We start from the raw sequence: 18,738 nt of genomic DNA, 5'->3' as shown, positions 1-18,738 counted from the left end.
GCAACGTGCCACTGGGCGGTCTAGGCGACCCGTAGAAGGCCGAACTCGCCGATCCGGGCCATCACCAGCCGGGCGATGTCCACGTGCGCGCAGAGCGGCTCCGCGACCGGTCGCAGCGCACCGGCCCGCACGGCCGAGTCGATCACGATGTCGTGCAGCTTGCCCGGGGCCAGGAAGTACGACGACACCGCGATCCGCCGGCAGCCCCGGGCCCGCAGCGTGGCCACGGCGGCCGCGCCGGTGATCGGTGACGCCGACGCGTAGCCGGGTGTGCACGGCACGCCCAGGGCCGCCCCGAGCGCGGCGGCGGCCGTGTCCACGGAGTGCCGGGCCAGGTCGTCGCGGGTGCCGGCGGCGGCCAGGACGATCCCGTCGTAGCCGGCGGGTGGCAGCAGCCGGCGCAGCGCGGAGAGCAGCAGGGCGGGTGCGCCGGCGCCGAGCACCGCCGTCGTGGTGACGTCCAGGTCCAGGCCCTCGGCGCGGGCCTGCCGCAGTACCCCCGGAAGATCGAACCGTCCGTGGAAGGCGTTGGTCAGCAGCAACGGCACCACCATCGCCCGGCGATGGCCCAGGGCCGCGAACGCGAACAGCTGCTCGCCCGGGCGCGGGCCGGCGTGGTCGAGGAACGCGCAGCGCACGTCCAGGCCCGGCCGCTGCGCCGCGACGGCCCGCGTCAACGCGCGGGTGGCCGCCGCCGCCCGCGGGTCCGAGGACCCGTGGGCGACCAGAAGGACCGCCGTCATCCGGAGGTGTGCAGCCCGCACTCGGTCTTGTCGAACGCGGCCCAGCGGCCGCTGCGCGGGTCGCCGCCCGGAGGCGTCCGCTTCGTGCACGGCCAGCAGCCGACCGAGGCGTAGCCCTGGCGCATGAGCGCGTTGACCGGCACGTTGTAGCGGGAGATGTACCGGTCGACGTCGGCCTGCGTCCACTGCGCCAGCGGCGACACCTTGAACTTGCCCCGGGCCTGCTCGTAGCCGACGATCGCCGTGTTGGCCCGGCTCGGCGACTCGTCCCGGCGCAGGCCGGCGGCCCAGGCGTCGTAGTCCTGCAGGGCCCGCTCCAGCGGCTCGACCTTGCGCAGGAAGCAGCACTCGTCGGGCTCGCGGGCATGCAGGCGCGGACCGAACTCGGCGTCCTGCTCGGCCACCGTCTGGCGGGGGCGGATCGAGCGGACGGTCACCGGCAGGGTCCGCTGCACGACCTCGCGGACCCGCAGCGTCTCGGCGAAGTGCAGGCCGGTGTCGAGGAAGATGACGGGCACGCCCGGCACCACCTTCGACACGACGTGCGCGAGCACCGCGTCGGCGAAGGAGCTGGTCACACAGAAGCGCTCGCCGAACTCACCGGCGGCCCACTCGACGATCTTCTCGGCGGTCCGGCCCTCCAGCCGCGCGGACGCGGCCTTCGCCAGCTCGATCGACTCCACTGTGGTCCGGGCAACGGTTGTGTCGCTCATCGCTTGGCCTCCAACGCTTTCGCCGCCAGCCCCAGGAACTTCAGGGAAAAGACGCGGGCGCAGCTGCGGCACTCCCAGGCGCCGTGCGCGTCCTCATGTGGTCTGAGGTCCTCTTCGCCGCAGTACGGGCAGTGCAGCGGCGCCATCCGTTCGCTCATCGCAGCTGGTCCTCCGGTGCGCGCATCACCCAGCGGGCGAAGGACTCGCCGGACTCGCGCCCGGCCAGGTAGTGGTTCGTGACCCGCTCGACGTACTCGGGCAGGTCCGCGGCGGTCGTCTTGAGGCCGCGCAGCTTCCGGCCGAAGCCGGCCGTCTGCCCCTCGGCCATCCCGAGCCCGCCACCGAGGTGGATCTGGAAGCCCTCGACCATGTCGCCGCTCTCGTCGCGCACGAGCATGCCCTTGAGGCCGATGTCCGCGACCTGCGTGCGGGCGCAGGCGTTGGGGCAGCCGTTGAGGTGGATCGAGATGTCGGCGTCGAGGTCGGCGACCGTCTTCTCGAGGTGGGCGATGAGGTCGGCCGCCCGGGCCTTGGTCTCGACGATCGCGAGCTTGCAGAACTCGATGCCGGTGCAGGCCATCGTGCTGCGCCGCCAGACCGACGGCCGGGCCTCCAGCCCGATCTTCTGCAGACCCTGCACCAGTGACTCGGTCCGGTCCTGCTCAACGTCCAGGATCAAGATTTTCTGGTACGGCGTGAGCCTGATCCGCGCCGAGCCGTGCGCCTCGGCCAGGTCGGCCACGCCCGCGAGCTGCGTGCCGGAGCTGCGCCCGGCGATCGGGGCGGCACCGACGAAGAACTTGCCGTCCCACTGCTTGTGCACGCCGATGTGGTCCACCGGCTTCTCCGGCAGCTCGGGCGCCGGGCCGTCGATGAGGGCGCGGCCGAGGTACTCGTTCTGCAGGATCTGCCGGAACTGGTCCACGCCCCAGTCGGCGACCAGGAACTTGAGCCGGGCCCGGGCCCGCAGGCGGCGGTACCCGTAGTCGCGGAAGATCTTGATGACGCCGTGCCAGACCTCGGCCACCTCGTGCAGCGGGACCCACACGCCGAGGCGCTGGGCCAGCATCGGGTTGGTCGACAGGCCGCCGCCGACCCACAGGTCGAAGCCGGGGCCGTGCTCCGGGTGGATGACGCCGACGAACGAGATGTCGTTGGCCTCGTACGGCGTGTCGGCCAGCCAGGAGATCGAGGTCTTGAACTTGCGGGGCAGGTTGGACAGCTCGGGGTCGCCGACGAACCGCTGGTTGATCTCGGTGATCACCTCGGTCGGGTCGAGCACCTCGCTCTCGGCGACGCCGGCGATGGGGCTGCCGAGGATGACGCGGGGGGTGTCGCCGCAGGCCTCGGTGGTCGACAGGCCGACCGCCTCGAGCTCGCGCCAGATCGTCGGGACGTTCTCGATCTCGATCCAGTGCAGCTGGATGTTCTGCCGGTCGGTGACGTCGGCGGTGTCGCGGGCGAAGCGCTGCGCGATCGAGGCGATCGTGCGCGTCTGCTCGAGGGAGAGCTGGCCGCCGTCGCTGCGGATGCGCAGCATGAAGTAGCGGTCGTCGAGCTCCTCGGGCTCGAGCACGGCGGTGCGGCCGCCGTCGATCCCGGGGCGGCGCTGCGTGTAGAGCCCGTACCAGCGGAACCGGCCGCGCAGGTCGGCGGGGTCGATCGAGTCGAAGCCGCCGTGCGCGTAGATGTTCTCGATGCGGGCCCGCACGTTGAGCGGGTTGTCGTCCTTCTTGCTGCGCTCGTTCGGGTTGAGCGGCTCGCGGTGCCCGAGGGCCCACTGCCCCTCACCACGCGGGCGGCCACCGGCCGTCCCACGTCCGCGGACAGCGTTCACCGACATGTCGGCGTCCTCTCAAGATTGAGAGCACGCAACCAGCGCCCCGGTCATTCCCGCCGTGACGGCTGAGGAACGAATGACGTCGATGTCATGAGATTCTCCGGCGCGAAGTCGCGCACCCGGGAAATGCTTCGGGCGGCGTTCAGCAAGCCGGACACATGGCGCTGCGCACGCGACCGTAGTCGACGTGCCGGCGGCTGACGAGCCGCAGAGATGCAGCGTGCATAGGCCATAGTCTTCCACGGAGAGCGGTCCTTACGCCACGTCCGCGTGAGGGTTCTCTCAGCGTGCGGTGCGGGAATACCACTTAGCCGGTAGGAAATGCAGGGCCTAATTGGGCGGTCGGAGGCGGGATTCTCCTGAGCTTCCCACACTCCGGAAATTTATCGTTTTGCGAGCGGTACCACCAGAACCGCTTCTGTGCCGCCCTCGGCCCGCCGGCGCAGCTCGATCGTGCCGCGCAGCTCCCCCGACGCCAGGGTCCGCACGATCTGCAGCCCCAGCCGCTCGCTGGCCTCCAGGTCGAACCCCTCCGGCAGCCCGCAGCCGTTGTCGGCCACGGTCACGTGCAGCTGCTTGCGGAACCGGTGCACGGAAACGACGACCTCGGGCGCGTCCGGCGCGACCGGCTCGAACGCGTGCTCGACGGCGTTCTGCAGCAGCTCGTTGAGGACCATGACGAGCGGGGTGGCGATCTCGGCCGGAAGCACCCCGAAGTCACCCTCGCGGCGCACGGCGACGCTGAACCCGGTCGCGCCGACCTCGACCGCGGCCGCGGCGACCCGGTCGACGATCCCGTCGAACTCCACCGCCTCGTCCGAGACCTCCGACGACATCGACAGCGTCTCGTGCACGAGGGCGATCGACGCGACCCGCCGGACCGACTCCTCCAGCGCGTGCCGGGCGGCCGGGACGCCGACCCGCCGGGCCTGCAGCCGCAGCAGCGCGGCGACGGTCTGCAGGTTGTTCTTGACCCGGTGGTGGATCTCCCGGATGGTGGCGTCCTTGGTCATCAGCTGCCGGTCCCGCCGCCGGACCTCGGTGATGTCCCGGACCAGGACCAGCGCCCCGATCGGCACCCCGGCCGGCATCAGCGGCAGCGCCCGCATCAGCACGGTCGCGCCGCGGGCCTCGAGCTCCTTGCGGGCCGGGGCCTCACCGTGCAGCGCCTGCTGGATGCGGTCGGTTGCGTCGGCCCCTTCCAGAGGATCGTCGACCAGCCGCCCGGTGGTCTCGGCCAGACTCTCGCCCACCAGGTGGGCGGCGAGCCCCAGCCGGCGATACGCCGACTGCGCGTTCGGGCTGGCGTAGGTGACCTTGCCGCTCGCGTCCAGGCGGACCAGCCCGTCGCCGATCCGCGGGGCGCTGGTCGTCTCCCCCGGGTGCCGCGGCGGCGGCCAGCTGCCGTCGGCGATCATCTGAGCCAGGTCGTCGGCCGTGGTGAGATAGTTGAGCTCCAGCTGGGCCGGGGTCCGCGCGGTGCTCAGGTTGGTGTCCCGGCCGACCACGGCGATGACCTTGGCCTGGCCGGGCCGGCGGACCGGGATCGCCTCGTGCCGGGCGGGCATGTCGCCGTACCAGACCGGGTCGCCCTCCCGCCAGATCCGCCCCTGCTGGCGCACGATCGCCAGGTGGGCCACCTCGGGCCCGCCGGCAACCCGGCCGACCTGGTCGTCCTGGTAGGCGGTGCCGGCCGTGGTCGGGCGCACCTGGGCCACGCAGATGTACTCGCCGCGGACCTCGATCGGCACCCACATGAGCAGGTCGGCGAAGCTGAGGTCGGACACGATCTGCCAGTCGCCGGCCAGGCGGTGCAGGTGCTCGATGTCGTCTGGTTCGAGGCTGGTGTGTTCCTCGACGAGGTCGCGCAGGGTGGACACGCCGTTAAGACTAAGGTTGCCGGGTGCGGCGTTTGGCGGTTCCCCTCCTGTTGGTGCTCATGCTCGGCGGTTGTGGCTGGGCCGGCCGCCATGATGAAACTTCGAAACCCGACGGATTCCTGCTGCATGGGTACGTCATGGTCGCCGGCGCGGCCGCGGGAGTCGTCGGCAGCGCCTGCCTGGCCCCGTCCTCGGTCCCGGATGTGCACGAGGGCGGCAACGTGCGCATCGCGGACGATCAGGGCCGCACGATCGCCGCGGCCACGCTCGCCGGCGGGGTGCTGGCCACCGACGGCGCCGGGTTCGACTGCAACTTCGGATTCGAGCTGCGCAACTTGTCGGGGAGCCGGACGGCCTACCAGATCTCGGTCGGCGGCCGCCCGGCCCTGACGTTCACGACGAAGCAGCTGACCGAGGGCCAGCCCGCGGTCGTGCCGGTGGTCGACGCGCTCAGAGCGTCGACGTCACCTTCTTGAGGCCGCGCGGCGCGCCCGGGTTCTCGCCCCGCAACAGGGCCAGGCGCCCGTTCTTTACAGCGTCGACGTCACCTTCTTGAGGCCGCGCGGCGCGTCCGGGTTCTCGCCCCGCAACAGGGCCAGGGACAGGGCCAGGCGCTGCAGCGGCAGGATGTCCAGCAGCGGGGCGTAGCGCTCGTCGACGTCCGGGGTGCGCACCCAGCCGGAGGCGCCGTCGACCGCGGCCGGGCCGAACACGACGGTGTCCGCGCGGCGCTCGCCGAGGCGGGTGACGACGTCGCGCATCGACTGCCCGGCCGGGCCGCTGCCGACGACGGCCAGCACCGGCACGTCGGGGTCGGCCATGGCGAGGGGCCCGTGCAGCAGGTCGGCCCCGGAGAACGCGAGGCCGGCCAGGTAGCAGGTCTCCATGAGCTTCAGCGCGGTCTCGCGGGCGGTCGGGTAGGCGTAGCCCCGGCCGGTGGTGACGAGGCGGCCGGCGAAGCGGTAGCGGGCGGCGAGGTCGACCACGGTGTCGTCGGCCAGCACGGTCTCGGCGTGGCCCGGCAGCGCGCGCAGCGCGGCCAGCTCCTCGGCCGGCAGGGTGCCCCCGCCGCGGACGCTCTCGACGAGCATGAGCAGGGCCAGGAGTTCGGCGGTGTACGTCTTCGTCGCCGCCACCGCCACCTCGTGCCCGGCCGCCACGTCGATGTGCAGCTCGGCCGCCCGGGCCAGCGGCGACTCGGCGTTGTTGGTCACGGCCAGGGTGTGCGCGCCCTGCTCGCGCGCGACCCGCAGCACCTCGTGCAGGTCGGGCGAGCCGCCGCTCTGGCTGACCCCGACGACGAGCGTGTCACGCAGGTCGGGGCGGGCGCCGTAGACGGTCACCGCCGACGGGCTGGCCAGGCCGGCCGGCACGCCGAGGCGGATCTCGGTGAGGTACGCGGCATACAGCGCCGCGTGGTCGGACGTGCCGCGCGCGGTGAACACGACGCTGCGCGGCTTCCACTCGACGATCTTCGCGGCGACCTCGGCGATCCGGTCGGTGCCCTCGTCGAGCAGGCGGGCGAACACCTCCGGCTGTTCGGCGATGTCGGCTTTCATCCCAGCGCCGGTCATGATCCCTGTCCCTTCAAATGCGCAATCGGTGCGCGTAACTGCCTTCAGTCTGGCAGTTTCGCGCACCGATTGCCACTTTCGGGGGAACTTTGCGCAGCTCGTGCGCGAAACTAGCCCTCCTGCGCAGCCAACGTGCTTTCGGTGGTTCGCTCGACGTCGGCCGGTGCCGATTTCGCTTAGGCTGGCGCTGACTTCGCTTCGGTCGGCTCCGACTTCGCCTCGGTCGGTGCTGACTTCGTCTCGGTCGGATTTGATTTCGCTTCGGTCGGTCCGCCGCGCAGGGCGACCTCGCGGATGAAGAAGGCCAGGACGGGTACCAGTGCCGCCGCCGCGACCGACCACAGGAACACGCTCGAGGTCGCTCCGGCGATCGCGTCGACCACCGCGGTGCGCACCGGCGCCGGCAGCTGCGCGAGGGTCGCCGGGTCGATCCGCGCTCCCCCGCCGCTGCCACTGGTGAGCTGCCCCGCCGCCGCCGTGCCGAGCCGCTCGCCGAGCAGGTCGTGCAGCCGGTTGTTGAAGATCGCACCGAAGGCCGACACACCGAACGCGCCGCCGATGGACCGGGCGAACGTGGCGGTGCTGCTGGCCACCCCGAGGTCCTTGAGCTCGACGCTGTTCTGCGCGATGAGCATCGTGGTCTGCATCAGGAAGCCCATGCCCAGGCCGAGAACCGCCATGTACGCACCCGAGGCGAGCTTCGAGGTATGTGCGTCGAGCTGGGCCAGCAGCAGCATCCCGCCGACCATCACGACACCGCCGATGACGGGGAAGATCCGGTAGCGCCCGGTCTTCGTGATCGCCCGGCCGACCACCAGCGAGGTGAGCAGCAGCCCGGCCATCATCGGCAGCAGGAGCAGGCCCGAGTTGGTGGCCGAGGCGCCCTGCACGATCTGCTGGTAGAGCGGCAGGAACGTGATCGCGCCGAACATCGCGAACCCGACCAGGAACCCGACCAGCGCCACCAGCGTGAAGTTGCGGTTGGTGAAGATCGACAGCGGGACGATGGGCTCCGGGTGGCGCCGCTCGACGAACACGAAGGCGACGAGGGTCAGGACGGCCACGATCGCGAGACCCCTGATCTCGGCGGAGCTCCACGGGTACTGTGTGCCGCCCCACGTCGTGATGAGGACGAGTGCGGTCACCCCGACCGACAGCAGCGCGGCTCCGAGCCAGTCGATGCGGTGCTCCGTGCGCCGCTTGGGCAGGTGCAGCCGCAGCGCGAGGACGATCAGCGCCAGCCCGCCCAGAGGCAGGTTGACGAAGAAGGCCCAGCGCCAGTTCGCGTGGTCGGTGATGAAGCCGCCGACGAGCGGGCCGCCGACCATCGCGATCGCCATGACGGCCGCGAACTGCCCCTGGTACTTCCCCCGCTCCCGGGGCGGCACGAGGTCACCGAGGACGGACATCGCCCCGACCATGAGCCCGCCGGCGCCGAGGCCCTGGAACGCGCGGAAGCCGATGAGCTCGGGCATGTTCTGCGCGAACCCGCAGAGCGCGGAGCCGGCGAGGAACAGCACGATCGAGGTCATGAAGACGGTCTTGCGGCCGTAGAGGTCGCCGAGCTTGCCCCAGAGCGGGGTGGAGACCGTCGTGCCGAGCACGTACGCGGTGACCACCCACGACAGGTGATCCACGCCGCCGAGGTCGCCGACGATGCGGGGCATCGCGGTGCCGACGATCACGTTGTCGAGCATGGCCAACAACATGGCCATGAGCAGCCCGGGAAGGACGATCCTGAGCTGGCTGCGATCCGTTCCGGTGGTTTCGATGGTCTCGGATTTTTCCGACATTCGACTGCGCTCCCCGAACTTACCTGTCGCCCGGCTAGTATTGCTTACTAGCCGCACGGTAAGCTTGGTACTAGCCGGTCGTCAAGTAGGATGGGCGTGATGGAGCCAAAGGTTGTGCGCGGCCGAAACCGCATCGGGTCCGGCGAGTCCGCAGGCACGGACGCCCGCGCCGAGATCCAGCGGGTCGCGCTGGACCTGTTCATCGAGGAAGGCTACGACAAGACGTCGCTGCGCGAGATCGCCGACAAACTCGGCGTCACGAAGGCGGCGCTGTATTACCACTTCCCGACGAAGGACGACATCGTCTCCAGCCTCATCGAACGCCGCATCGAGGCGGTCGACGAACTCCTGGACTGGGCCGCGACCCAACCCCGTGACACCGCGACGAGGATGAAATTCTTGGAGCGCTACTCGGTGCTGCACAACGAGTTCGCGCACGAGAACGTGATCCGTTTCTTCGAGCGCAACCAGACACTGGTCAACACCCTCGCGGCCGGCAAACACATGCGCGAGCAGATGACCCGGGTCTTCGAGTTCCTGGCCGACCCGGACGAGCCCCTGGCCCAGCAACTCCGCCGGACGATGGCCCTGTTCTCGATCCACGCCAGCTGGTTCATGCTCCGCGAACGCCCCGGCACCCCAGAACAACGCCGAGCCGCCGCTTTGGAGGTAGCGATGGACCTCCTGACAACAGCCGACGCGAAGGCCACCACCGACCCCACCGACTGATCGACCACCCGCGACCTCTCAAGCCCCGGCGGCCCTGCTGAGCCTCCGGACGCGAAGCGAGGCCGTCAAAGCTTGAGCCGAAGCCCCAACAGGTTCACTCCGGGCACAGGCGACCAATCGAGCGGTTCGTCCCGAACAAATCCAAACCGCTCGTATAGGGCCAAAGCCCCCAAGTTGCTATTGCGGACCCCAATCACCAGGTCCCGGCACCCAAGCGCGGCCGCTCGATCAACACAGGCCTGAACCAACGCCCGACCCACCCCCCGCCCCTGAGCCGCCGGATCGACGGCCAGGGTCCGAAACTCAGCCTCACCATCCCGAGCAACCTCGGCATACTCCCCACCGGCAAGCGTGAACGCCACCGCACCGACCACCACCCCGCCGTCCTCAGCAACGAGAACGTCCGCAGCCGATGCCCGCCGAGCGACGTCACCCAACACGAGCGCGTACTCAGGCGAAGCCGCCAACTGCCCATCCGCCCGATAAGCCGCAACGGTGATCCGAGCGACGTCGTCATAGTCGGCAGCCGTGACAAGCCGGACTTGCAGACTCACCGAATCACGTCCTCACCAGTCCCACGCCCGAAGCGAACACCCGGTGGTGGCGATCAGCCATCGCCGAGACCGATCAATCACTCACCACGAGGATCGATCACCCGGCCGGGCGTGATCGGTCGGGCCAGTGCTCATCCGATCACGGCGATGAGGTCGCCTTCCTGCACCACGTCGCCCTCGTTGACGGCGATTCGGCTGACGGTGCCCTCGGACTCGGCCATCACCGGGATCTCCATCTTCATCGACTCCAGGATCACCAAAGTGTCACCCTCGGCGACCTCGGCGCCGACCTCGGTCGTGATCTTCCAGACGTTGGCCACCATCTCGGCGCGGATCTCGTCAGACATCCCGGTCGTCTCCCTCGTGGCTGCATCGTTGCGCTCGCAGCATATCCGCGGGGCGGGTGGCTTCGAGCCCCTCTCCGGCTACCCGTTGGGTGCGGAGAAGGGCTCTGCGGTTACATGGGGTGGAGCGAGAAGGTGCGGGCGGTCACGGGCGGCGTGAGCGTGGGAACTGCTAGTCCGGGCGCAGTTCGCGAGAGTCCGCGTTGACCACCAGCTCCGAGAGCTTCTCGCGCAGGCGGATTTTCAGGTCGGCCGGGGCCAGTTCGGAGCCGCAGCAGCGGGCGACGAGGGCCTTGACCTCCTGCTCGATGCCGAACTCGCGCAGGCACGGCGAGCATTCGTCCAGGTGGTCGCGGATCAGGGACCGGCGGTCGTCGGCGCATTCCAGGTCCAGGTAGAGGTACACCTCGGCCAGGACGTCACTGCAGTCGGTCTCGTGCGGGTCTCCACAGCTCATCGGATCTCAGACCTCGCTCGGCTCAGCGGACGGGTTGCGGGTGAACCCCCGGTCGGCGGCATAAGTCTCCAGCTGCCGGCGTAGGTTGCGCCGTCCGCGGTGCAGGCGGGACATCACGGTGCCGATCGGCGTGTTCATGATGTCGGCGATCTCCTTGTAGGAGAAGCCTTCGACGTCGGCGAGGTAGACCGCCAGGCGGAACTCCTCGGGCAGCGACTGCAGGGCTTCCTTGACGTCGGAGTCCGGCAGGCGGTCGAGGGCTTCGGTCTCGGCTGAGCGCAGGCCGCTGGAGGTGTGCGACTCCGCTTCGGCGAGCTGCCAGTCGGTGATCTCCTCGGTGGGCGCCTGGACGGGCTGGCGCTGCCGGCGCCGGTAGGAGTTGATGTAGGTGTTGGTGAGGATGCGGTACAGCCAGGCCTTGAGGTTGGTGCCCGTCTCGAACTGGTGGAAGGCCGCGTAGGCCTTGAGGAACGTCTCCTGGACGAGGTCCTCGGCGTCGGACGGGTTGCGCGTCATGCGCAGCGCGGCGGCGTACAGCTGGTCGATGAAGGGCAGCGCGTCGTGCTCGAACCGGACGCGCTGCTGCTCCGCGCTCTCGCTGCTGACCACTCGTGCGACCCCCACCCTCGAGCGTCCCCGCGCTTCGCGCGAGACACGTCCGGTCGAGGATACGCCGAGTTGCTGAGCGAGATCTGTGTTTGTGGCGCCCGTCAATCGTTCGCGAGCGATCGGCTGCCACGCCGAGTCCGGCTCCGCGTCGCTCTTGGCCGGCCACTCGGGACTGAACAGCAGCTCACGAATCCGCAGGTCGTCACGCTCAAGTGTTGCCACGCTCTTGGTTCCCTCCGCCGTCGGCGCCATCGGGAGCGCCGCACGGGTGGTGTAACAGCGGCGGGTGGTCCGGCATTCCGGCCTGCCCCGGCGGCCGGTCCACTTTGGGACCGGACCGGCCGCCGGAACAGGAAGGGCCTGGGAGTTGTGGCAGTGTGACCCGATGCACTCGGTCACGTCGCGAACAACGAGCGAGCCTAGAGCCCGGTGACGAAGTCGGTGGCCGCAGCGGCGACGCCGGCCGGGTTCTTGGACAGGGCGTGCGTCTCACCGGCCAGACGCCGCACTTGTACTGCCTGTGCCGCCTCCGGCACCCCGAAGGCGTCGCGTTCGCCGTTCACCACCAATGTCGGTACCCCCGTCAGAAGCTCTTCGGCTCTTGACTTGTCGGGCTTGCCCGGCGGGTGCAGTGGGAAGGCGAGGGCCAGGATTCGCGCCGCCCCGGCCGCGACGGCGGTCCGGCAGGCGACCCGGGCGCCGCTGGAGCGTCCGCCGACGACGAGTGTGGTGAAGGCCAGGTTCTTGCGCAGCCGGGCGACGACGGCGAGCCAGGCGGTGTCGAGCTGGGCCGCGGGTGCGGGTGCGCGGCGGCCGGCGACCCGGTAGGGCTGGGTGACGAGCGCGACGGCCACGCCGCGGGCCAGGGCCACGGCCCGGACCGCCTGGAGGTCGGGGGCGTCGACGTCACCGCCGGCGCCGTGGCCGAGCATGAGCAGTGTCCCGCCGAAGTCTTCGGGGACCTCGAGCTGGTAGCGCGCGGGGCCGAAGGGTGTGGCGACGGAGCGGCCGCCGCCTGTCCGGGGACGGGCGGCGGCCTCGGCTGCTACTGGACTCCGGCCCCGACCGGGTCGGGTTGTTCCTTCCGCTGCAGCGGCAGGATCGGCAGGTATGCGACCGCTCCGAAGCGTGGATCGGTCTGACTGTGTCCGGGCTGGCTTCCCGGCCCCTGCCCCTCGCTGCGCCATGCGACGAGCATCGCACGCCGTTCGCGAGGTGTTGTGGCTCCCCAGACACCGTGGCAGTCGCCGACGTCGAGCGCCCACGCGAGGCAGGCTCCCTGTACGTCGCACGTGCGGCACAAGGCCACCGCGGCGTCGGCCGGCTCGGTCGGAGCCGGGAAGAACGTCTCTGGGTCCACTGTCTGGCATGCGCCGCGGATTCGCCAGGCTCCGTCGCCCTGCTGCTCCTTGACGGCTCGAAGCAGTCGCGGGTCTCGTTTCGCGGCTGCTACTTCATGAGGGCGTGGCATCCTCGCCCGGGTCATACACCCACCTCCCCCGTGGGTCAAACGAACGCAAGGCAGATAGATGTCGGGATGCCCCCATCCGACATAAACCCACCGGCGCTGTGTTCTATCGTACTAACGCCCGCGAATTCAAGAGCGTTCCGCCAATTTGCAAAACCTTCCCGACTTTTATCTGGACTTAAAGCCTAAAAAAGGGTCAGATCGATCGGCTCGACATCGCCGGAACGCAGTGGGGGCGCCGGAACTTTCGCGACCAACTCAGGTCCGTCGTTGCGTACATCGCCGACCCGGGCGCCTACGGGGCGTAGTTCCAGCCGTGCGACGTGCGACGATGGCGCCGGTAACAGGAGGCTGGCATCCGGTTGTGCGGAAAGCCAGGTGTCCCATCGGTCCGCCGGCAACAGTAACGGCATGCGGTCGTGGATGAGCGCCAGGTCATCGACGGCGGGCGTGGTGATGATGCTGCACGTGAGCAGCCGGTCGTCGCCTTTGCCCCACACGGTCCACAGCCCCGCGAATACGCACGGCTCGGTGTCGCCGAGTGTCATGAAGTACGGCTGCTTCGTTTTTCCGTCTTCACCGCGGACCCACTCGTACCAGCCGTCGGCGGGCACGAGGCATCGACGCTTGGCGAATGATTGAGCGAACGCCTTCGAGGACTCGACGGTTTCGGCCCGAGCGTTGATCATGCGCGCGCCGGCGTTCGGGTCCTTCGCCCACGCCGGCACGAGCCCCCAGCGCGCGGTCGCGAGCACCCGGCCGCCGGCCGACTGCGACACCCGCACCACCGGCACGGTGTCGGTAGGGGCCACGTTGTAGTCGGGCTCCAGCCCGTCGGTCTCGTCGGCGGCCTCGAACAGGGTGCTGAGGTCGACGTTGCTGCGCGAGGTCGCGTACCGGCCACACATGCAGCAAGCGTAGGCCCCCTGCGGTCGCCACATATCGATGCGCACCTCACACTGAGCGCGTGGAAACGCACTTAGGGTGGCCGGCTCCGACCGCCGCCGGGCCGCTGGACGCGCAGCTGCGCCTGCCGGGGTCCAAGTCGATGACGGCCAGGGCGCTGGTGCTCGGCGCGGTCTCGCACGGCTCCACCACGCTGCGCGGGCCGCTGCGGGCCCGGGACACCGAACTGATGGCGGCCGGCCTGCGGGCGATGGGGTGCCACGTGTCGACCGCCGACGACAACCTGTGGCTGCTGCGGCCGCGGCCGCTGACCGGGCCGGCCAAGGTCAACGTCGGGCTGGCCGGCACCGTGCTGCGCTTCCTGCCGCCGGTCGCGGGGCTGGCCACGGGCGAGGTCGCGTTCGACGGGCAGCCGGCGGCGCGGCACCGGGCGATGGCCCCGATGATCGGAGCGCTGCGCAGCCTCGGCGCGCGGATCGACACCGACGACGGGCTGCCGTTCACCGTCCACGGCCGCGGGCGCCTCGGCGGCGGGCCGGTGACGATCGACGCCTCGGCGTCCAGCCAGCTCGTCTCCGGGCTGCTGCTGTCGGCGGCCGGCTACGACCGGGGCGTGGTGGTCCGCCACGTCGGCGCGCCGGTCCCGAAGCCGCGGCTGGCGTTGACGGTACAGATGCTGCGGGCGGCCGGCGCCGGCGTCGACGACTCCCGCCCGGACGTCTGGGCGGTCGAGCCCGGGCGGCTCAAGGGCCGCGGCTGGGCCATCGAGCCGGACCTGGCCACCGCCGCGCCGTTCCTGGCCGCGGCCCTCGTCGCCGGCGGCACGGTCACGGTGCAGGGGTGGCCGGTCGCGACCGGGGAACCGACCCGGCGCCTGCTGGAGGTGCTGCGCCAGCTGGGCGGGGAGGCGGCCGTGACCCCGCGCGGCCTCGTCGTGCGCGGGGCCGGGACGGTGCGTGGCATCACCGCGGACCTCACCGGCCTGACCGACGTGACGGCGGTTGTGGCCGCCGTGGCCGCGCTCGCCGACGCACCCTCGCGGCTGCGCGGCCCCGAGCCGCCGGACCAGCTCGCCCGGCTGGCCCTGGCCCTGTCGGAGGTGGGCGCCGACGTCACGCTGGAGGGCAGTGTGCTGCACATCCGGCCGCGGGTGCTGCGGGGCGGGACGCTGCGCACGCACGGCGACCGGCGGCTGGCGCACGCGGGGGCGGTCCTGGGTCTGGCCGTCCCCGGATTGCGGTTGGACGACGTGGCATGTACCGCGAAGACGCTGCCCGACTTCCCCCGGCTATGGTCGACGATGGTGTCGAGCTACGAGGGAGGGCCGGCTGGCACGGAAACGCGAGTACGACGAGGATGACGTCCGGGTGCGCCCGAGCCGGTCCTCGCGCCCTCGCACGCGCCAGCGCCCGAAACACGACGATGCCGTCGAGGGACTCGTGGTGGCCGTCGACCGGGGGCGGTACACCTGCCACGTCGTCGCAACCGCGGCCACCGTGACCGCCATGCGGGCCCGCGAGCTGGGCCGGCGCGGCGTGGTGGTCGGTGACCACGTCCAGATCGTCGGCGACGTCAGCGGCCGGCCCGACACCCTGGCCCGCATCGTGCGCATCGACGAGCGCACGTCGGTGCTCATGCGTACCGCCGACGACGAGGAGGGCGGCACCGAGGGCCGCTTCGAGCGGGTGGTCGTCGCCAACGCCGAGCAGCTGGTCATCGTCAACTCGCTGCAGGACCCGCCGCCGCGGACCGGGTTCATCGACCGGTGCCTGGTGGCCGCGTACGACGCCGAGATCGACCCGCTGCTGTGCCTGACCAAGGGCGACCTCGCCACGCCGGACGCCGTGCTGGACTACTACGCCGAGCTGGACCTGCCCTACGTCCTGTGCTATCCCGACCGCCCGCTCGACGACCTGCTGGCCGAGCTCACCGGGCGGGTGTCGGTGATGATCGGCCACTCCGGGGTCGGGAAGTCCACGCTCGTCAACCGGCTTGTGCCCGGTACCGATCGGGCCGTGGGGGTGGTCAGCGCGGTGGGCAAGGGTCGGCACACCTCGACCAGCGCCCTCGCACTGCAGCTGCCCGACGATCTGGGTTGGATCATCGACACGCCCGGCGTGCGCTCCTTCGGGCTGGCCCACGTCTCCGCCAACAGCCTGCTGCACGGCTTCCCCGACCTCGTGGAGGCCTCCACCCGCTGCCCGTCCAACTGCGACCACACGGGCGCGGGCGGCGACTGCGGCCTGGACAAGCTCGTGGCCGAGGGCGGGGCCGACGCGCGCCGGCTGGCCTCGTTCCGGCGGCTGCTGGCCTCCAAGGAGGGCGCGCCGGTGGACGAGTCAGATGACGACGGGGCCGCCTGAGCGCCAATACACGTTGCTGTCCCGGGAGAGCAGGTCGGCGTCGACGAGATACCGGCGCAGGGCCGCGTGGTCGTCGTGCCAGGCCCGCAGGATCGCGTCGACCTCCCGCTCGGGGTAGCGCACGCCGGGCTCGAACGACGAGGCGATGTGTTCCAGCACGACGAGGCGCTTCGCCTGCGCGGCCGGGATCTGGGCCAGCCGGCCATCGGTGATGAACGTGCGCAGGATGAGGTCACGCTGCCGGTCCGGGTCCAGCGGCGCCGCCGGCCCGGCCGGTGTGGCCGCGGCGCGCACGGCGTCCTTGAACGTGTCGGCCGACGCGGCGAGCTCGCCGTCGGCGACGGCGAGCAGCCCGCCCTGCTGCAGCCGCCGGATCGCGGGCTCGATGGTCCGGGCGGGCAGGCCGGTGGCCGACTCGACGGCGCTCGGGGTGCGCGCACCCAGGACAACGGCCGCGAAGACCTGCAGCCGGTCGGACTCGGCGAGCAGGCCGCAGAGGGCTGTGGGCGTCACAAACGGCGACAGTACTGCCAGAAGGTGGCGATCGTCGGCTAAGTTTCCGCGCATGGCTCGCTACGCGGACGATCTGGCCCTCGCTCATCTTCTCGCCGACACCGCGGACGCGATCGCCGTGCCGCGCTTCCGCGCGCAGGACCTCCACGTCTCCGAGAAGCCCGACCTCACGCCGGTGACGGATGCGGACACCGCGGTGGAGAAGGCGCTGCGGGCCACCCTCGGCCGGGCCCGCCCGCGCGACGGGGTGCTCGGCGAGGAGTACGGCGCGACCGAGGCCGCCGCGGGCCCCGGCAGCCGCCAGTGGGTCATCGACCCGATCGACGGCACGAAGAACTTCGTGCGCGGGGTCCCGATCTGGGCGACGCTCATCGCGCTCATGGAAGGCGACCAGCCGGTGGTGGGCCTGGTGTCGGCGCCGGCGCTGGGGCGGCGCTGGTGGGGGGCGCTCGGCCACGGGGCGTACGCCGGCCGGCACACCGCCGCCGCGACCCCGATCCGGGTGTCGAGCGTCGGCCGGCTCGCGGACGCGTCGTTCTGCTACTCCTCGCTCGGCGGCTGGGAGGAGGCCGGGCGTCTGGGCGCGATCCTGGACATCAGCCGCCGGACCTGGCGGCAGCGGGCTTATGGGGACTTCTACGGGTACATGCTGCTGGCCGAGGGCGCCGTGGACATCATGGTTGAGCCAGAGCTGTCGCTGTGGGACCTGGCCGCCCTGGTGCCGATCGTGACCGAGGCCGGTGGCACGTTCACCGACCTGCAGGGCACCCCCGGGCCGGGTGGCGGCAGCGCGGTCGCGACGAACGGCCTGCTGCACGAGGACGTGCTCACCCGTTTGGGCCATACCCGTCTGTCCGGATTGTCCGGCTGAACCCAAAGGTCCGTATGCTCAGCACCCGCGCGGGGTCTATCCTGCCCGGGTGGCATCTTGGAGTTGGCTCTTCCTCGGCGCGATGATCGCCGCCTATGGCGTGGCCAACCTGCTGCAATCCGTAGCCGCCGCCCGCACCGACCTGCACCACGGCTTCCAGCCGATGCTGCTGCTGCGCCTCGGCCGCCACAAGTCCTACCTCGTCGGTGTCGCCTGCCAGTGCGCCGGCTTCGCGCTGGCCTTCTTCGCCCGTCGTGACCTGCCCCTGTTTCTCGTACAGTCGGCAATGGCGGCCGGCCTGGGCGTGACGACGATCCTGGGCGTGCTCATCCTCAAGTGGAAGCTCCCGCGGGCCGAGGTCGCCCTGTTACTGGCCCTGACCGTCGGCATCGCGGCGCTGGTCATGGCGGCCAAACCGGCGCCGTCCCGCCAGCTCGGCACCGGCGGCGTCATCGGCCTCGTCGCGGTCCTCGGCGCGCTGGCCATCCTCGGCTTCTTCGCCGGCCGGCTGCGCGGAGCCCCCGGCTCGGTCGTCCTGGGCTCCCTGTCCGGTGTGGCCTTCGGCGCCGCCGCGGTTGCCTCCCGCCCCCTCGCCTCGGCCGACTCGTTCGCCCAGTTCGCCACCGACCCGCTGTCCTACCTGCTGATCGCCCACTCCCTCGTCGGCCAGCTCCTGCTCGGCCTGGCCATGCAGCGCGGCTCGACGACGGCCGCGGTGGCCGCCATGGACGCCGCGGGCGCGGTGCCGGCGGCGGTGGTGGGGCTGCTGTTCCTGGGCGACGGCGTCTGGCCGCACCGGGAGTGGCTGGTGGCGGTCGGCTTCGTGATCACTCTGGCCGGCGTCATCGGCCTCAGCTTCTACGCCGAGCCGCAGCACCACCACGAGACCGAGCCCGAGCCGAAGCACGCCGCGCCCGGCCTCGCCCTGAGCGCCGCCCGCCGCCCGGTTCGTCGCTGACAAACCTCGCCCCGCAAGAGCTCGCCCTGAGCGCCGCCGTCGACCCGCTTGGTGTTGACAAACCTCGCATTCGTGATATGTCGGGCGCTTCGCGCCGCGACATATCAGCATTTATACCCTGACAGGGCATAAGTCCGAAAAGTCGTCACGCGGAGCGCCCGACTTTTCGCGTCACGCGGAGCGCCCGACTTTTCGCGTCACGCGGAGCGCCCGACTTTTCGCGTCACGCGGAGCGCCCGACTTTTCGCGTCACGCGGAGCGCCCGACTTTTCGCGTCACGCGGAGCGCCCGACTTTTCGCGCCACGCGGAGCGCCCGACTTTTCGCGTCACGCGGAGCGCCCGACTTTTCGCGTCACGCGGAGCGCCCGACTTTTCGCGTCACGCGGAGCGCCCGACTTTTCGCGTCACGCGGAGCGCCCGAC

21 protein-coding genes are annotated in these 18,738 nt (G+C 71.0%); 6 read left to right on the top strand and 15 right to left on the bottom strand.

Annotated elements, in window-relative coordinates; translation table 11 throughout:
* Positions 1–20: 20 nt before the first annotated feature.
* The 5 genes from ACIA8L_RS04800 to ACIA8L_RS04780 all read right to left on the bottom strand — a co-directional run bounded on the left by ACIA8L_RS04800 (position 21) and on the right by ACIA8L_RS04780 (position 5,176).
* Positions 21–743 (bottom strand): sirohydrochlorin chelatase, encoded by a 723-nt coding sequence (locus ACIA8L_RS04800; protein WP_395900439.1) that lies wholly within the window; start codon positions 741–743, stop codon positions 21–23.
* Positions 740–1,456 carry a phosphoadenylyl-sulfate reductase gene (locus ACIA8L_RS04795; RefSeq protein WP_395900437.1) on the bottom strand — a complete coding sequence of 239 codons (717 nt, stop codon included), beginning with the start codon at positions 1,454–1,456 and terminating at the stop codon, positions 740–742. The genes ACIA8L_RS04800 and ACIA8L_RS04795 overlap by 4 nt, the downstream gene beginning before the upstream one ends.
* Positions 1,453–1,614: a hypothetical protein gene (locus ACIA8L_RS04790; RefSeq protein WP_395900435.1), complete on the bottom strand. Its 162-nt coding sequence runs from the start codon at positions 1,612–1,614 to the stop codon at positions 1,453–1,455. Before ACIA8L_RS04790 ends, ACIA8L_RS04795 begins: the two co-directional genes overlap by 4 nt.
* A complete protein-coding gene (locus tag ACIA8L_RS04785) occupies positions 1,611–3,299 on the bottom strand; it encodes a nitrite/sulfite reductase (protein ID WP_395900433.1) in 1,689 nt (562 codons plus the stop codon). Before ACIA8L_RS04785 ends, ACIA8L_RS04790 begins: the two co-directional genes overlap by 4 nt.
* Positions 3,300–3,679: 380 nt before the next feature.
* Positions 3,680–5,176: a sensor histidine kinase gene (locus tag ACIA8L_RS04780; protein WP_395900432.1), complete on the bottom strand. Its 1,497-nt coding sequence runs from the start codon at positions 5,174–5,176 to the stop codon at positions 3,680–3,682.
* A 32-nt stretch (positions 5,177–5,208) separates the two neighbouring features.
* Here ACIA8L_RS04780 and ACIA8L_RS04775 point away from each other — a divergent pair, with 32 nt between their 5' ends.
* Positions 5,209–5,652: a hypothetical protein gene (locus ACIA8L_RS04775; RefSeq protein ID WP_395900429.1), complete on the top strand. Its 444-nt coding sequence runs from the start codon at positions 5,209–5,211 to the stop codon at positions 5,650–5,652.
* 54 nt (positions 5,653–5,706) lie between these two features.
* Here the strand turns inward: ACIA8L_RS04775 and ACIA8L_RS04770 are convergent, their stop codons facing one another.
* Positions 5,707–6,735: an SIS domain-containing protein gene (locus tag ACIA8L_RS04770; protein ID WP_395901730.1), complete on the bottom strand. Its 1,029-nt coding sequence runs from the start codon at positions 6,733–6,735 to the stop codon at positions 5,707–5,709.
* Positions 6,736–6,926: 191 nt separating this feature from the next.
* Complete coding sequence (locus tag ACIA8L_RS04765) at positions 6,927–8,543, bottom strand: MDR family MFS transporter (RefSeq protein WP_395900427.1); 1,617 nt, start codon at positions 8,541–8,543, stop codon at positions 6,927–6,929.
* Between the two features lie 99 nt (positions 8,544–8,642).
* On the opposite strand from ACIA8L_RS04765, the gene ACIA8L_RS04760 reads away from it, so the two are divergent.
* Positions 8,643–9,272, top strand: coding sequence for a TetR/AcrR family transcriptional regulator (locus ACIA8L_RS04760; protein ID WP_395900424.1), 630 nt, complete (start codon positions 8,643–8,645; stop codon positions 9,270–9,272).
* 65 nt (positions 9,273–9,337) lie between these two features.
* Here ACIA8L_RS04760 and ACIA8L_RS04755 read toward each other — a convergent pair whose 3' ends face one another.
* The 7 genes from ACIA8L_RS04755 to ACIA8L_RS04725 form a co-directional block, all read right to left on the bottom strand.
* A complete protein-coding gene (locus tag ACIA8L_RS04755) occupies positions 9,338–9,826 on the bottom strand; it encodes a GNAT family N-acetyltransferase (protein ID WP_395900422.1) in 489 nt (162 codons plus the stop codon).
* A 131-nt stretch (positions 9,827–9,957) separates the two neighbouring features.
* Positions 9,958–10,173, bottom strand: a complete 216-nt coding sequence (locus ACIA8L_RS04750) for a biotin/lipoyl-binding carrier protein (protein ID WP_395900420.1) — start codon at positions 10,171–10,173, stop codon at positions 9,958–9,960.
* A gap of 169 nt (positions 10,174–10,342) precedes the next feature.
* On the bottom strand, positions 10,343–10,627 hold the full coding sequence (rsrA, locus tag ACIA8L_RS04745; RefSeq protein WP_395900417.1) for a mycothiol system anti-sigma-R factor: 285 nt from the start codon (positions 10,625–10,627) through the stop codon (positions 10,343–10,345).
* Positions 10,628–10,633: 6 nt separating this feature from the next.
* A complete protein-coding gene (locus ACIA8L_RS04740; RefSeq protein ID WP_395900415.1) occupies positions 10,634–11,488 on the bottom strand; it encodes a sigma-70 family RNA polymerase sigma factor in 855 nt (284 codons plus the stop codon).
* Between the two features lie 167 nt (positions 11,489–11,655).
* On the bottom strand, positions 11,656–12,168 hold the full coding sequence (locus ACIA8L_RS04735; protein WP_395900412.1) for an alpha/beta family hydrolase: 513 nt from the start codon (positions 12,166–12,168) through the stop codon (positions 11,656–11,658).
* A gap of 113 nt (positions 12,169–12,281) precedes the next feature.
* Entirely contained in the window at positions 12,282–12,722 is a 441-nt protein-coding gene (locus ACIA8L_RS04730; RefSeq protein ID WP_395900409.1) for a WhiB family transcriptional regulator, read from the bottom strand.
* 167 nt (positions 12,723–12,889) lie between these two features.
* Positions 12,890–13,612, bottom strand: coding sequence for an SOS response-associated peptidase (locus ACIA8L_RS04725; protein WP_395900406.1), 723 nt, complete (start codon positions 13,610–13,612; stop codon positions 12,890–12,892).
* Positions 13,613–13,671: 59 nt separating this feature from the next.
* Here ACIA8L_RS04725 and ACIA8L_RS04720 point away from each other — a divergent pair, with 59 nt between their 5' ends.
* Both ACIA8L_RS04720 and rsgA read left to right on the top strand, forming a co-directional pair.
* Complete coding sequence (locus tag ACIA8L_RS04720; RefSeq protein ID WP_395900404.1) at positions 13,672–14,970, top strand: 3-phosphoshikimate 1-carboxyvinyltransferase; 1,299 nt, start codon at positions 13,672–13,674, stop codon at positions 14,968–14,970.
* A gap of 7 nt (positions 14,971–14,977) precedes the next feature.
* Positions 14,978–15,973 carry a ribosome small subunit-dependent GTPase A gene (rsgA, locus tag ACIA8L_RS04715; protein ID WP_395900401.1) on the top strand — a complete coding sequence of 332 codons (996 nt, stop codon included), beginning with the start codon at positions 14,978–14,980 and terminating at the stop codon, positions 15,971–15,973.
* Here the strand turns inward: rsgA and ACIA8L_RS04710 are convergent.
* Positions 15,950–16,486: a DUF2087 domain-containing protein gene (locus tag ACIA8L_RS04710; RefSeq protein WP_395900399.1), complete on the bottom strand. Its 537-nt coding sequence runs from the start codon at positions 16,484–16,486 to the stop codon at positions 15,950–15,952. The two genes, rsgA and ACIA8L_RS04710, sit on opposite strands and share 24 nt — an antisense overlap.
* 52 nt (positions 16,487–16,538) lie before the next feature.
* On the opposite strand from ACIA8L_RS04710, the gene hisN reads away from it, so the two are divergent.
* Both hisN and ACIA8L_RS04700 read left to right on the top strand, forming a co-directional pair.
* The gene (hisN, locus tag ACIA8L_RS04705; protein WP_395900397.1) at positions 16,539–17,357 is read left to right on the top strand and encodes a histidinol-phosphatase; all 819 of its coding nucleotides are present in this window, start codon (positions 16,539–16,541) and stop codon (positions 17,355–17,357) included.
* Positions 17,358–17,439: 82 nt separating this feature from the next.
* On the top strand, positions 17,440–18,315 hold the full coding sequence (locus tag ACIA8L_RS04700) for a hypothetical protein (RefSeq protein WP_395901728.1): 876 nt from the start codon (positions 17,440–17,442) through the stop codon (positions 18,313–18,315).
* Positions 18,316–18,738 lie beyond the last annotated feature (423 nt).

The organism is Dactylosporangium sp. NPDC051541, from assembly GCF_044454505.1.
Classification (GTDB): domain Bacteria; phylum Actinomycetota; class Actinomycetes; order Mycobacteriales; family Micromonosporaceae; genus Dactylosporangium.
This window is presented reverse-complemented; position numbering and strand designations above follow the sequence as displayed.